At 58.9% G+C, this 13,962-nt stretch carries 12 protein-coding genes and 2 pseudogenes; 7 read left to right on the forward strand and 7 right to left on the reverse strand.

What is annotated here, in order from left to right:
• Positions 1-89: 89 nt before the first annotated feature.
• Complete coding sequence (locus AC5RT3_RS11090) at positions 90-830, reverse strand: DUF6338 family protein (protein WP_494124184.1); 741 nt, start codon at positions 828-830, stop codon at positions 90-92.
• 481 nt (positions 831-1,311) lie between these two features.
• Here AC5RT3_RS11090 and AC5RT3_RS11095 point away from each other — a divergent pair, with 481 nt between their 5' ends.
• Complete coding sequence (locus tag AC5RT3_RS11095; protein WP_494124185.1) at positions 1,312-1,533, forward strand: hypothetical protein; 222 nt, start codon at positions 1,312-1,314, stop codon at positions 1,531-1,533.
• 60 nt (positions 1,534-1,593) lie between these two features.
• Here AC5RT3_RS11095 and AC5RT3_RS11100 read toward each other — a convergent pair whose 3' ends face one another.
• From AC5RT3_RS11100 to cspE, 3 genes are all read right to left on the reverse strand, one after another.
• Complete coding sequence (locus tag AC5RT3_RS11100) at positions 1,594-4,089, reverse strand: DEAD/DEAH box helicase (RefSeq protein ID WP_494124186.1); 2,496 nt, start codon at positions 4,087-4,089, stop codon at positions 1,594-1,596.
• A 1,305-nt stretch (positions 4,090-5,394) separates the two neighbouring features.
• Positions 5,395-5,718, reverse strand: coding sequence for a tudor domain-containing protein (locus tag AC5RT3_RS11105; protein WP_494124187.1), 324 nt, complete (start codon positions 5,716-5,718; stop codon positions 5,395-5,397).
• Positions 5,719-5,989: 271 nt separating this feature from the next.
• On the reverse strand, positions 5,990-6,193 hold the full coding sequence (gene cspE / locus AC5RT3_RS11110) for a transcription antiterminator/RNA stability regulator CspE (RefSeq protein ID WP_104046164.1): 204 nt from the start codon (positions 6,191-6,193) through the stop codon (positions 5,990-5,992).
• A 577-nt stretch (positions 6,194-6,770) separates the two neighbouring features.
• Here cspE and AC5RT3_RS11115 point away from each other — a divergent pair.
• The 4 genes and pseudogenes from AC5RT3_RS11115 to AC5RT3_RS11130 all read left to right on the forward strand — a co-directional run.
• A pseudogene (locus AC5RT3_RS11115) lies at positions 6,771-6,986 on the forward strand (DUF4193 family protein); the annotation flags it as partial.
• Positions 6,987-7,035: 49 nt separating this feature from the next.
• Positions 7,036-7,581, forward strand: coding sequence for a TetR/AcrR family transcriptional regulator C-terminal domain-containing protein (locus AC5RT3_RS11120; RefSeq protein ID WP_494124188.1), 546 nt, complete (start codon positions 7,036-7,038; stop codon positions 7,579-7,581).
• Positions 7,582-8,136: 555 nt separating this feature from the next.
• Positions 8,137-8,469 carry a YegP family protein gene (locus AC5RT3_RS11125; RefSeq protein ID WP_494124257.1) on the forward strand — a complete coding sequence of 111 codons (333 nt, stop codon included), beginning with the start codon at positions 8,137-8,139 and terminating at the stop codon, positions 8,467-8,469.
• A 249-nt stretch (positions 8,470-8,718) separates the two neighbouring features.
• The gene (locus AC5RT3_RS11130; protein ID WP_494124189.1) at positions 8,719-9,894 is read left to right on the forward strand and encodes an excalibur calcium-binding domain-containing protein; all 1,176 of its coding nucleotides are present in this window, start codon (positions 8,719-8,721) and stop codon (positions 9,892-9,894) included.
• Positions 9,895-10,106: 212 nt separating this feature from the next.
• Here AC5RT3_RS11130 and AC5RT3_RS11135 read toward each other — a convergent pair whose 3' ends face one another.
• Entirely contained in the window at positions 10,107-10,742 is a 636-nt protein-coding gene (locus AC5RT3_RS11135; RefSeq protein ID WP_494124190.1) for a class F sortase, read from the reverse strand.
• A gap of 23 nt (positions 10,743-10,765) precedes the next feature.
• A complete protein-coding gene (locus AC5RT3_RS11140; RefSeq protein ID WP_494124191.1) occupies positions 10,766-11,167 on the reverse strand; it encodes an excalibur calcium-binding domain-containing protein in 402 nt (133 codons plus the stop codon).
• 376 nt (positions 11,168-11,543) lie between these two features.
• Between AC5RT3_RS11140 and AC5RT3_RS11145 the strand changes: the two are divergent.
• A pseudogene (locus tag AC5RT3_RS11145) lies at positions 11,544-11,842 on the forward strand (DUF4193 domain-containing protein); the annotation flags it as partial.
• A gap of 370 nt (positions 11,843-12,212) precedes the next feature.
• On the opposite strand, the gene AC5RT3_RS11150 reads toward AC5RT3_RS11145, so the two are convergent.
• Complete coding sequence (locus AC5RT3_RS11150; protein WP_494124192.1) at positions 12,213-12,506, reverse strand: IS1096 element passenger TnpR family protein; 294 nt, start codon at positions 12,504-12,506, stop codon at positions 12,213-12,215.
• A gap of 362 nt (positions 12,507-12,868) precedes the next feature.
• Here AC5RT3_RS11150 and AC5RT3_RS11155 point away from each other — a divergent pair, with 362 nt between their 5' ends.
• Positions 12,869-13,945, forward strand: coding sequence for an alkene reductase (locus tag AC5RT3_RS11155; RefSeq protein ID WP_494124193.1), 1,077 nt, complete (start codon positions 12,869-12,871; stop codon positions 13,943-13,945).
• Positions 13,946-13,962: the final 17 nt, after the last annotated feature.

The raw sequence follows: 13,962 nt of genomic DNA on the forward strand, positions 1-13,962 counted from the left end.
GCGGCCGTGAACGAGAGGTGCAATGGGTGATTCACGGCTTCCCCGCCGTAGCCACAACTAGAAGCGGACCCACAAAGGATGCTCCCAGGCTACGCGGCGTCGTTCGTAGACGAGACCGAAATCTGCTCAGGGAGACCAGCGGAATCAGTGTCGACTTCTACGTATCCCACAGTCAGATAATCAATCTCCGAAGCTTGGACAACGACGATCGAATACCCCTCAAGAGGATGAGCAATTTCACTTTCTGGAGATCTGTAGAGAAGGTCATGCGTCAGCGTGAGCGCACGTTCTCCAGTTTCTTCCCCAGTATGAGTCCAGGTTTTCAGGGTGCCTTGGAGCCAAGCCCCGCTTTTCAGGTACACGCCCACGACCACTTTGTGGTCGGGATACATCTCGAAGGCCGCGTTCCATCCGGATTGGCCCCGCTCAAATGGGATGTCCTTTTTTCGCAGTTTGTACCAGAGGCCCTTGGCCTTCTTCAGCATTCGATTTGCCGCATTACTGCCGTAAAAGAATCCAAGGGCGACCGCCAGAGCTAGATCAGCAAAGACCATCGTCAAGAAGAGTTGCGAATCGGCGCGGAAGAGCACCGCGGGGTCTATGAAGAACTGTCTTACGACTGAGCTAATTGGTTCAAACGCGAAGGACAACACGTGGTGGAGGACCAAGACCGATAGAAGAGACGCAGCACTGGCGACGACAACGATCGCGGTCTCCCTGAAGACTGATCGCTTGACTATTGAGGCATGACCTTCATAACTCCAAAGAAAAGCTATCCCCGGTAGGAGTAAACAGATATAGAGTACTGCTGCAAGCGGTTCTGTTGGCACGCGTATCCCTTACTGGTGTCCGGACCCTCAATAATGAATGACAACGGTAGGACGACAAAATGACTGACAACAAATCCACCAAGAAGGTCTCTACGACCAACAGCGGAACTCATAAGTTCTCGGAAGGCCAAAAGCCCGCCAGCATCCAGGTACAGCCGATGACTATGAAGCCAGGAGCAACCCCACCGGTCCCTAAGAAGTAGGAGCAGAAGGGCGCTGGGCTGATGAGAGGCGCTGGCTTTCCTTGTCCTTCTGCCCGCCCCATCCAGCCTTCAGATGAGTCCCGAAGCCACCAACATCGTCTGCTTCAAGTAACGGTAGCCGCGCTCACCCTTCACCGGCATTCGCCTCCCTCCGTCTGAACTCGTGGGCCTGATGCAGAAGAACATGCAAATGGCTAGCAGGCTAGCGTCAAACTTTTCTGCAGACTGGCTGCCTGAGTTTAGAGTTAGCCCATCAATCAAACTGAGGCTGGAGTGAAATGGAACTGGGAAACATGTTCGGGGATCGTGAAGCCAAGCTGGGCATCGAAATTGACGATGCGGATTCCATCGAAGACATTGAAGAGCGCTGGAAGCGTCGTTTTGATGAAGCAGGCATCACTGTTACCGCAGAAGATCTGAAAGATCTTGCACGTCGGAGCTACGACCACTTCTTCGATGCGAACGGCAATGTGCGTGCGGAAAACGTCGAGCAGCGCTGAAGCCACGGCGGAACTGAAGAAGACCGCTTTCCAGGACTCCACCAGTGAGCGGGTCTGCGCCTAGCCCGAGTGAGCGACGGTACTCGTGGCGAAGGTAAGCAGCGCGTTCTTACCGTTGATCTTGTGATGCATCAACTGCTCGCCGACCCTATCCGGATTGTGGAACTGCCCCTCCGATGCCAAAGCCGTCGCGAACGCCGACAACGCCGATTTCAGTCTCGTAAGACCTGCGTCCGTGATAATGCGCGTTCCCGGGGGAGCGAAGGCATCCTTGTTCGGCTTGTGGGACCGATGGAACATAACAGGAATGGCCGACGCTGGTTGCTCGTACTCGTTGTTAAACCAGTTGACTGAAACTGCGAGCTGACCGAGATCATGTTTGCGAATGAAGTCAGTGACTACGTTGTTTTTCGCCTCGATGATGGCGTATTCATTTCCACCGAAGTGCCAGAAAACATCCGGCCCCCTTTTGTAGTCGCGCTCTGGTCTCTGGGTAGCGAATCCCAGGTGAAGGCCGAGCCTGCTGATGGCGTGCTCAAACGGCTCAACGAGAGCTGGGTTCGAATCATAGACGAGGTCTGCCAGTAGCCCGTTCATCCCGATCAAGAGATCGTTTGGAGATCCGTACTCCGAGCCAAGAAATTGTGCTGCCTGCTGCGCCTGCTGGGCGGCGACACCTTTGAGGCGGACGTACGCAATGCCTTGCTCCGGCTTGAGCAATGCCCTGTTGTCATCCAAAGCCGATGCCTGACATTTCTGGGCGCCCACAGGATTGACAGGGGTCAGATACGCAACCTGTTGTTGCTTAAGCCACCCACGAAGTCGAGGGTCGTTTGAACTTGCGTTGACCGCCATCTGCTGAGCATCCGACGCCTCTTGAAATCGCTGCTGTGCTGCGAGATCAAAGGCCCGTCGTATCGCCTGAGAATACGGAGAAACTGTTCCAGGCCCGTACTCCAGTCCGGCAAGCGCGTTTCTACTGGCCGTCACCCAGCCAATGTCTCGGCTAAGGGACTGATCAACGACCGCCTTGAAATCAGCTACTGTCGCACCGGTGAGTTGCTCGGAAATAAGGCGGGACAGTTCCAGCTGGGCTCTTGTGGCAGCGCTGAAATGTTGCAGTGCCTGCGGGTCGTGCAACCTGCGCACCAGCCGACTACCCAGCAGGATGACCACGCAGTAGTCGTCGCGTGAGCGAACGCCGCGACCCATACCCTGCTCGATGCGCTGTAGTTGGCGGCCAGTCATGGACAAAGTGTCTTCAAGTGCGGAGGCTTCAACCCTATCTACCCCCGAATAAGCCTCGGGTAGGCCGTCAAGAACCAGTATTCGGCATGCGTCGTCGGGAAGGTCAACCCCGTCATACTTTGCGACAAGAACGGTGAGACCATTTCTGACCTTGGCCAGGCGCGCAACACCATCTTGTATGTTTTCCGCGGTCAGGGTTGCTCTGGAGACGTCAGCCCACCACTGGGCTCGAGCAGCCGAAGGAACGATCACGACGACATTCCAATGTGCTGACTGGTCAACCAAGTATGCTTTGATTTCCGCGTCCGCCCAGTCGGGATTGGCTTCCTGCGGGACGAGGATCATTCGATCACCGATATCATCGGCGGCACTTGGCGTAATGGACCTAGCAACAGACGCCGCATCTGCTTTGAAGTGCGTGACAAGGACACTGTCGTCTGCGAGCGTCGCAGTCAGGTAGATACGACGCTTGGCATCAACAAAGCTAGGGATCTCATAGACCGGAGGCAGGGGTGGCTTTATTTGCACTTCGGCAGCCGTGAAGACGCAGCTGCAGATTGGTAAAACATTCTTGATGAGCGGCCAGGACCACTTGAAATCTTCATCCTCGCGTGCACTGTGGAGGTGTTCTATGACCTTCGAGCGCGCGTTGTACCAGTCCCATGAGGGCACGAGAAGTGCCGCTGTTCTGTCGCCGGCTTTGAGGTCAAGCAAGCCAGCGGGGTACTGCTTCGCAAGGGGTTGATCAAAAGCCTCAAGGAGCTTGCCGTAAACGGGATGGGCCACAGGGATGCGGAGCTCGAACTGCTGTTCCACGGCGCTCAAGCAGGCATGAGCGTCGTCGATGAGAATGGTGCCCAACTTAATCTTTCGTGCGCCGACGCCGAACTTGCTAATACCGTTGAAAAGCGTGTGCACCGTGGCAATCAGGATTGCGTTCCCGCTCAGAACTTGAGTATCCCGAGGGTCTCTGGAGAACTTGATACCCAGATCAATGGCTGTGGCACTCACCTGGTCAGCAAGATACGAATCCGGTGTCAGATAAACGGCAGGTCCGACGCTTTCGTTCAACGAACTCTTCAGAAGGAGCAAGCCAGCCAGCGTCTTACCGTTTCCAGTATTCATCTTCACGACTAAGTCAGGCTCGTTGCGGCGTCCATGCCACTTCTCAAAAACTTCACCTTGAACATTCCGCAGATACTCATAACGCTTGCTCTTCGAAGGAAGCGCAGCAAAGATGGCGCGTGGATGAATCTCGCGATCCGCCGCTGACGGCCCGCCAAGAGTGCTGAAGTCGATCCCCGCCATTGATTCCCCATTTCTACGGTTTGCCCAAATAGTACGTCTCAGATGAGAGTTCGCCGTTCTCATGTACCGTGTCTTGCGACTAGAGGTGCCTTAGACGACAGCTATATGTAACGTCGGTTAACGGCAATTGATTTTGCCCGGGGGAGTGCCTGCAAAAAGGGCTCTTTCCTGCCGACATTCCTGTCGTTTTTCCCCAAGCTCCGGAACTCGCAACAGCTTAGCCAGCGTCTGGTGCACGGCGGAGATGTCCAGGAAGGCCAAGTCAAAAGGCGCATCGGAAGTGCCGGGCGTTCGACGCTACGGATCTCCGTCGGGCCGGTACGCAGTTAGCGGCACCGATGGCGTACGAATATCAACAGCACCGGCGGCCGCTCCGCTGCGGTACCAGGAGGTCCTGAATGCGCCGGGTGTCCACGAACAGGACCGCAGCCGCCCGGAAGTGAACCACGGTACAGCGGGTCAGGTCTTGCACACAGGAATGGATTCATTGGCCCAGCACACGCGCATGGTCGTCTACCTTTTGGTGGGGAGGATCGAGTACCCGGTACTCGTGCGCTTCAACCCGCAATAACTTGTACTGGTATCTGTACTAGAGCGCTGCCCGCATGCCGCTGCGAACACCAAAGTGATCAAGTGGATGGGGGATCGAATATGAAGCAGCATCGCACCCCAGGTGAGATCCCATGCTACGGCCCCCTACGCAGGGGGCCCGTGGCAAGACAACTTGAAGGAGAACGGTCAGTATGACCCCTCGCGAAGCACAAGCCCCCGACTTCCGGGTCGTGAAGGACGTCTACGAGCCGGCGCAGTACGAAGCTAGAGGGCGGTTGAGGCCGCGCCCCTGGCCTGTTGGCCCTAGTGAAAGCTACGGGACAGTGGACTTTGATGACGGCGAGGGAAAGGCTGTCCTCACCCTCTACATTCAGCGCGGGCCCGAAGAAGGTTACGTCCTGCACGTAGAGCACCTAGCCGCGCCGCTGCGGGTGGATGGCACGCTCCTTCGCCTGAGCCCAGCACCTCACGTTGACAGGGACGCCGCGGACTTCCGCCGGATGACCGCTGCCCGTACGGCTGCCGCGAAGGCCGAGGCCGAGTTAGACGCTGCCATCAGCGCCGCCCGCGCGAACGGAGACTCTTGGGAGGTTATCGGTGCCGCCCTCGGCACGTCCGCTCGAACTGCCCGGGAGCGGTTCGGACACACACTGAGACGACCGCGAAATGGGCTGTCGACGAGGTGACGAACGTGCGCGTGATTGCCGTCGCGCAGGAGGACCAGTTGCGCTAATCGTGATGTGTATCCGGTCCTTAGGATTTTGGCGACGCGGGCGCGGGGCGTAGCTCCTGGTGGCTGCGCCAGGCCTGCCGGCCGTCGTCGTACTCCACGGTCCACTCATCGACACCGACCCGCTCGACGATAACGGCACGGTCCCAGCCGGAACTGTCGTTCCGGAGCACCTCCACCGGGGTCTCGTCAGGGAATGGGTTGTGGGTGCCCAGGTACTCCTGGACGGTCTCGTCAATGGAATCGGGTCCGCCGTTCGGCGCTGCATTGACCCATTGTTCCAGGGGGTCGGACCCGGCCCAGTGCGATGCGAGATCCGCTACATAGTTCTCCTCGGCGCCGCTCATGACAGCCCAGCCGGAAGCGAAGAGTCGTGCGGTTCAGAAGTCATGCTGACACCCTACGCGCCCGGACTGACATTCCAAGTGCGCCCACGATGGGGCAGGCTGATCAAGCAAATATGATGTAAAAACAGGCATTAGCTGATGCTCAAAGCAAACAACTTTACATAACGTCGGCTATCAGCAGAGAACGCGATTTGAATGACGAGGCGGGCTCGGCGTTGAGGGAACAAAAAGAAGCTGGCCAGCATGTGCCGGCCAGCTTCTTATCAACCGCTTAGAGCGGCTGGATGTTCTCCGCCTGGGGACCCTTAGGTCCCTGGGTGACGTCGAACTGAACCTTCTGGTTCTCGTCGAGGGAGCGGTAACCGCTGGATGCGATTGCCGAAAAGTGTGCGAACACGTCAGCGCTTCCGTCGTCGGGGGCGATGAAACCGAAGCCCTTTTCGGCGTTGAACCACTTGACCGTACCTGTTGCCATGCTTGTTTCCTTCAAGGGTCGCGGGCCGGATCCGCTTTTCGGATTGCCGTCCCCGCCACTCACACCATGAGCCTATGTCCAGCAGTGGGGGCGGGCAAGAGATTGGTCAAGGGCTGGACGCCGGGAGGACGACCATACGAGGTTGCGGCAGCCTGACTTCGAGTACCGAACCGGCGCGCAGTGTGCCCTCCGGAGGCGACACGAGGGGCCTCTCGCCCCCGTTGCGATACCACCGGTAAGAGTGCGTCGTTGCCGCACCCGGAGTGGCGGTCGTGGGCCTGGGGTTGCCAGCCTCGCAGCGGTTGCTCAGGTTGCGTGGTCATAATGAATCGAAGCTCCGGTCAACCGCTATTTGACCGGAGCTTCACCAAGCTGAGCGCAGCGTGCTCCTGAGGTGTGTAGCACCTGAATCGTCTTGACGTAAATATTGATCGGGGGAGCGTGAAGCGTTGCCACGCGCCTACTAGACGCCCCGATATCGCTGGCATGCGTTCTGAGGAACAACCGCGCAACCGCGTACGTTAGAGTCTCGTCCGACAAGAGCATCAGACAGACGATAGAAGGAAGAAGCACCTAAGTGGCAGCCGACTATGACGAAGTCCGTTCCGACGTCAAGGAATCTCAGGACCGATCTCTGGAGGATTTGCAGTCCGCGAACGCCCCTGACGCCCGCAGTGTAGTCACCGAGCTGGACGAAGCCGATGTCCTCGATGAAGGACTGACACCTGGTGGCGAAATCATCTCCGACGAGCTCATCGTGCAGGTGATTCCCCAGGCTGCGGACGAGTTCACCGGCAGCAGCCTTCACGCTCATCAATGAGTCCGGGTACCAGGGCCTTACGATGGCAGCCCTCGCCAGCAGCCTCAGCGTCTCAAAATCCGCACTTTATAACCACGTCACCTGTAAACAGGACGTCCTGCGGCTGCTCGAAGAACACCTCATTACCCAGGTCAGCGTCTCCGCCTTCCGCAGCTCCCACTGGGAAGACGCCGTCCAATGCTGGGCCCTCAGCTACCGCGATGCCTTCGCCAAACACACGCCGCTGATCCCGGTCATCGCAGTCCTTCCAGTGACGGGCGCGCCCAAGACCCTCGCCATGTACGAAGAAGTCAGTACCGGACTCCTCAAAGCGGGATTTCCCGAAGAATGCATCGTCCCGATCATCTCCGCACTCGAGGCATTTATCTTCGGCGCCGCATTTGACGTCACCGCGCCCGAAGGCATCTTCAACCCGGGGGCCCTGGCACAGAACGTCCCGAGATTTTCGGCAGCCGTGGCCCAACGCGTCCCTGGCCAGAACAACGAGCATCCCTCCGACATCGCTTTCCGACTCGGTCTTGACGCCCTCATAAGGGGACTAAGCAACCTTCGGACGAATCTCCCGTAAGGCCGCGGGAGACGCAACAGCAAAACTACGGCCCTGTCGTGTCTTAGACCGGGCTAAGTGGGTGGACATATGTCAGTCGTCAGGGCCGGCCCTGCTCAGCTTCCCAGGGAACCCTCAGGTTTAGCTCACATAATGAACCGAAGCTCCGGTCAACCGCTATTTGACCGGAGCTTCGCCAAATTCAGGTGCCTGCAGGGCAGGACTTATGTCGCGGTCAATCGGCTAAAGGGCTGTCCCAAAGAGACGGCTGAAAACCTTCAGGGAGCCCCTTCTCAGCCCCAGCTTGGCATAACGTCGGCTATCAGCCAGGGAGGTTCCCGTACTCGTTATGCCCCTGGACCGAACCTGAGAGCGGGGGATCACTTCGCTTGGATGCCGGGCAAAGCCTTGCGCGGCCAAGCGTCCCTGCGGAAGACTCGGGGAACGCATGCTGAATCTGATGGAAATTTGGATGGCGGGATATCACGGAAAACGGAGGCAACGATGCCTCGTGCCTGATGGCGGCAAAGACGCAGCCTAAGAGTCCCGCGGACCGAAAGGATCGCAATGGCAGGAATGTTCGAACTATTTGTCGATGCGGAATCAGCTTTTAGGTTCCGACTGACAGCGCCCGATGGCACCGTCATGGCAGTGTCCAAGCCCTTTGACACCAAGACCGACGCCGTTGCTGGGATCGCCGCCGTGCGCGAGTACGCCGGAATGGGACTGATTAGCGACCATTGCACAACGACCATCAATGCCACACCGCCCCGAGCCTACGATGATGCTGCCGGTCAGTCTGCTGATTCCCCGAGGGTCCCAAAGATCGACTTCCACGCGCGCGCCAGGGCCGTTCGCAGAGCCGTCTCCGGTCCCCGCTGGGCCGGTGCAATACACAACCTCTCCTGAGCGTCGGTGGGCCCCTTTACATAAGCTTTGCTATCGGCTCGATGCGATCTCTTGACGGGGCAGGGGAGTGAGGCGCTCTTCACGGCTCCGTTGGCCATACGTCCGACCTGGCATAGTCCTGCTTGAAGGCAGAGCCGGCCTGCCAGTATTGAACTCGGTCAGCAGAGCGAGCAGGAGGAAAGCTCAGCCAACTCCTGCACGCGGATTTGCGTGAGACGATTACGCATCAACACCTATTGGGGGTCCAAAATGAAGTACCAAAAGTCCTTTGCAGCCATTGCTGTAATGGTCACTCTCGGCCTGAGCCTGTCCGCCTGTTCGGCGACAACAACAGCAGCTTCGGAAAACAGAAGCGCCACCACAGCAGCGTCACCTTCTGCAACGGCAACGGCAACTGCAACGGCAACTGCAACCGCCACTGATACTGGGGCACCTTTGGATCCCGAGAGCGTTGCTGCTCTTACCTCAGGCATTGATTACACAGCTCCAGGTTCCCAACCCGTATATGCAACGAAGGCTGTTGAGCTGTTGGGTACCCTCGCAGTGAAGGGAAGGGCGCCGAAAACGGGATACGACCGTGCCCAGTTCGGTCAATCCTGGGCTGATGTAGACAGGAACGGCTGCGATACCAGAAATGACATTCTCAAGCGCGACCTGACTGCAATCACCTACACCAACAGTGTTCCCTGCAGAATTCAAAGCGGCGTTCTCGCAGACCCCTATACCGGGACGACTATTAACTTCCAGCGTGGTTCAACCACGAGCACGGCTGTTCAGATTGATCACGTCGTCGCGCTTAGCGACGCGTGGCAAAAAGGTGCGCAGCAGTTGAGCCTTGAGCAGCGCATGGCATTCGGCAACGATCCGCTGAACTTGCAGGCAACTGACGGTCCCACTAACCAGAAGAAGGGCGACGGGGACGCGGCCACATGGTTACCGCCGAACAACGGATACCGCTGCGAATACGTCGCACGCCAGATCAGCGTTAAAGCCACGTACAAGCTGTGGGTGACGCAAGCCGAGCACGACACGATGGCCAGGATCCTGGCTAACTGCTCCGATCAGTTGGCGCCGACCAACGAGAAAGCGCCCGAGCCCGCACCTGCCGAAGCTGAAGGCTACCCCGACTGCTCTGCTGCAGCAGCAGCAGGCGCTTTCAACATCCCGATCGGACAGACAGGCTATAACCCCAAACTAGATTCGGACGGTGACGGCATTGCCTGCGAAAGGTCTGCTGGTGCCCCGCAAGCTCCTGCTCCTCCCCAGGCTCCCGCACCAGCAGCACCGGCCCCGGCACCCGCAGCCGCCTATTACAAGAACTGCGATGCTGTCAGGGCTGCAGGTGCCGCTCCCATTCACATCAGCCAACCCGGTTATGGAACGCACCTTGACCGGGACGGGGACGGCTGGGGCTGCGACAGGTAGGAAAAAGCATAAAGAGCGCGACGTAGTGGCCACTCCTGCTAAGGGGTGGCCACGGCTGTGTCCGGAATCCTTGACCGTGTGCACTGTGCTTGACTGATCTCCGGGCTGCCGGAATTTACAGACGTACCAATTGCTCGCACGGTGGAACAGCTCTGGTACAGCAAGACCCCGCCCCTAAGAGCGAGGTCTTGCCCATGTCGAGAGGCATTTACCTAGGAGGCGAGCTTTGCGTAAACAACATAGTTATCGTCGAACTCACCAGTTTTCGGGTCGTATCCGTCGCACGTGATTAGCCGTAGCTCAGCTCCGTCCGTATTCCCGTAAACCTTTTCTGTCGGGAACTCGGCCTTGGAATATTGTTCCCCGCGATCAGCTATAAAAACGGCCGTTGTGCCGTCTTTGCGGATGACCTTGATGAGGTCCCCCTTCGCCAGACTTCGCAGGTCGGCGAACACGCCTGGCCCCCCGTCAGTCGCGTTGACGTGCCCGTAAATTACAGCAGGCCCCTGATCGCCGGGTGTAGGCGACCCGTTGAACCAGGCTGCTGGGGCTCCTGGCTCGTCCGGCGGCACTTCCAGAGTCCCATCATTACGAAGGCCCAAACTGATCAGCTCGGACTGCGTGCCTGAGGTCGGGATCTCTATGGATAGCGGGGCAGAAGCCACGGCGAGCTCATGCGGCGACACCGGTGCTGTCGGGGTGGACGACGGGGCAGCCGACGTAACAACACCCGCGTCCAGCGCGCTGACAGCGTGTGTTGAAGCGTTCGAGGCGCAGCCTGTAAGAAGTAGCAAAGCAACCGCCGCAGACGCAAAGCATCTGCGACGGCCACTGATTGAGCTAGTCATTCGAAGCGATCAGTTCGAATGCTCTACGCCTGAACGGCCATACGGCGGCGCACAATGACCGTTCCGGTAGCAGCGGCCGCCACGAGGCCCCCAAGGGCAAGGAAGCCCATGCCATTGTCAGTCTCCTGAGCGACACCAGTAGGAGCGCCACCAACAGGCTTCTTCGCTACCTGAGCGCCAGTCTGAGACTGCGCGGGAGCCTGAGCGGCGGCACCGTCGCCCTGCTCGCAACCAACACCATCATTGTCCCTGTCCAAGTGCGTGCCGTAGCCAGGGTCCCCTACCGGGATGTTGAACGCGCCAGCTGCTGCTGCCTGAGTGCAGTTTGCGTATGCGGCCCCGACGATGGCATTGGCGGGGGTCGCTGTCAGCGCTGAAAAACCGACCACTGCCGCCACTGCCAAGATTGACGTGCTTTTCCTCATTTTATTCCCCAGTTCTTTTCTATCAATTGCAGAGAGTCAGGCACGCAAGACCACAGGGGAAAACAAAAGCACGTGCCCCCATGGCCAGTGTGACTGGCTTCTCATTGGCTCTTGCCAAGCTATTTATATCAATACCGTGGAGTAAGCGCGCCTTATTACGGCCACGCTGCAACACACGTGCCTAGTGTCTGAAACCTACGGTCTGCGGGCAATCGCGGTCCGTACGTGGTCCAAGGTGAAATGCGTTTCGACATAGTTAGGCCTTGGTGGCTTCCAAACAGCCAGACCCCGATCCGGGAACAAGGTTGCCCTGCAGTACGTTGCAGGTCTCGTCAGTAAGAACATCAGACAAAACGTAGGAATGAGAATCCCCCACGTGGCAACCGATTACGATGAAATCCGTTCTGACGTAAAGGAATCCCAGGACAATTCCCTGGAAGCACTGCAGTCAGCAAACGCTCCGGATGCCCGCAGCGTCGTGACCGAACTGGACGAAGCCGATGCACTCGATGAAGGCTGATCCCCGGCGGAGAAATTGTCGCCGAAGAGCTTATCGTTCAGGTAATTCCTCAGGCGGCGGATGAATTCACCTGCTATTCCTGTTTCCTGGTCCGGCACCGGTCCCAGATCGCGCGCGAGAGCAACGGCCACGCCTACTGCATCGAGTGCGAAGGTAGGCGGAATCCTGAAGACCGGGAGCCGCTCCGGGCGACCAACCAGGCCAGCGGCTCCCGGCCTTGGAGTATCCGTTCGTTGCACTGATCCTTCCCAGCAAATCCTCAGCTTGTGGTGGGCATAATGTCACCGGAGCTACGGTCAACCGCTATTTGACCGGAGCTTCGCCAATTAAAAGTGATTCCTCAGTGCCCCTGGGCCGCATCGGACGATGGACAAATAAGGCGCGGTATTTCAGCCCGGAAGCCCCCTCTCACCGCCAGCCTTACATAATCACAATTATCGGCGTTTGAAAATGGCTGGGGGAGTGCCCGCACGATGGGCTGTTCCTTCCGCCTAATCTGTGGAATTTTCTCCCAATATCCGGGACTCAGAGCCGGTCTGCCAGCCTCATGTTCACGGCGGAAATGTCGAGAAAAGCAGGGTGAAAAGGCTCATCCGATCCGGTTATGTCGGCCACCCAGGCGGAGTGTTCGGCGTGGTCCGGATGAGACGGATCGGCCAATGCGACCGTGATCTCCTCATAGCCGGAAAATCCTCCGGAGTCTTCCAGCGGGCCGCGCCGCGCGCTGTCGATCAGTCGGGCCGGCGCAGTGTCTGCGTTCGCTGGCCGGCGGGACATTAGCTCGAGCCTGTGTAGCCAGCCCCCCGTCGCGACTGACATCTACATTGAAAACGGACACCCGCTCTTACCTCCCAATGAGGGCTCTACCAGCAGCGGCGGAATTGCTCGCCGGTCCGCGCCGATGCCGCTGGTCACGAGAAGCTCGCGACGCCTTCGCCGTGGGGCCGACGCACGGCGCCGTCGGATGCGGTCCCCAGTAGAGCTTCTTCTGCTTCCTTTGCTCGCGCCGTCCGGCCGCTTGAGGGGCAGACGAATCACCTGGAATAGAATCTGATTGTGCTCAGTTATGAGTGTAGTCACCACCGCGTGAGTTAGTTAGTAAAGCTACTGTCCCTTACGGTCGAACATCGGCTTGTCGCGGTGGTGATGTTATGACACATCGAACGCAAAGGACTAAACCCATGACCTCATCTTCTCTCTGGCAACCGTTCACACTTGGCCGCCTGGACCTTCCCCACCGACTGGCGCTGGCACCAATGACCCGAAACCGATCGAACCCGGATGGCACGCCGGGCGACTTGGCCGCTGAGTACTACGGGCAGCGCGCCTCATTGGGGTTGATCATTACCGAGGGGACGCAGCCGTCAGCGGACGGGCAAGGCTATATGAACACGCCGGGGATCTACACCCCTGAGCAGATCGAAGGCTGGCGAAAGATCACCGACAAGGTGCACGCGGGCGGTGGGGCAGTGTTCATCCAGCTGATGCATGCCGGCCGGATGTCCCACCCGGACAATACTCCCCACCACCGTCGGCCGGTGGCGCCCTCTGCGATCCCCGCCGACCAGGAAATATTCACGCCAACAGGGCTGCAGAAGACGCCGACGCCGCGAGAGCTAAGCATCGAGGATATCCGGACCACCGTGGCTGAGTTCCGTCACGCCGCAGCTTCGGCCATCGCGGCCGGCGCCGACGGAGTCGAAATCCATGGCGCTAACGGCTATCTGTTGCACCAGTTTCTCTCCCCCAACGCCAACCACCGCGCCGACTCCTACGGCGGATCGGTAGAAAACCGGTCCCGGTTCGTGGTCGAGATCGCCCAGGCTGTGGCCGAGGAAATCGGCGCGGACAGGGTTGGCGTCCGCCTCTCACCCGCCATGCCTTTGGGCGGAATCGATGAGGGCGACACCGAGAGTGTGCGCGCTCAGTACCGGCACCTGGTCGGTGAGCTCGCCACCCTGAACTTGGCCTACCTGCACCTTCACCATGTGGGCGACGAGGAACTCCTCCGCTCCCTCAGGAATCTTTGGCCGACGGCGGTTCTGGTGGTCCGCTACGGACGTAACCGTGAGCGGATCGCCGGCGACATCAAGGCCGGCCTTGCTGACATTGCCCCGTTGGGCCGTTTCGCGCTGGCCAACCCCGACATCGTCGCGCGACTGCGTTCCGGCGCCCCTCTGAATGAGGTGGACCCCGCCACTGTGTACGGCGGTGGGGCATCCGGGTACACCGACTACCCGACCCTTGTCCCCGCCTGACCGGCTACCCTCAGGCC

The organism is Arthrobacter sp. Y3221159 (genome assembly GCF_059089885.1).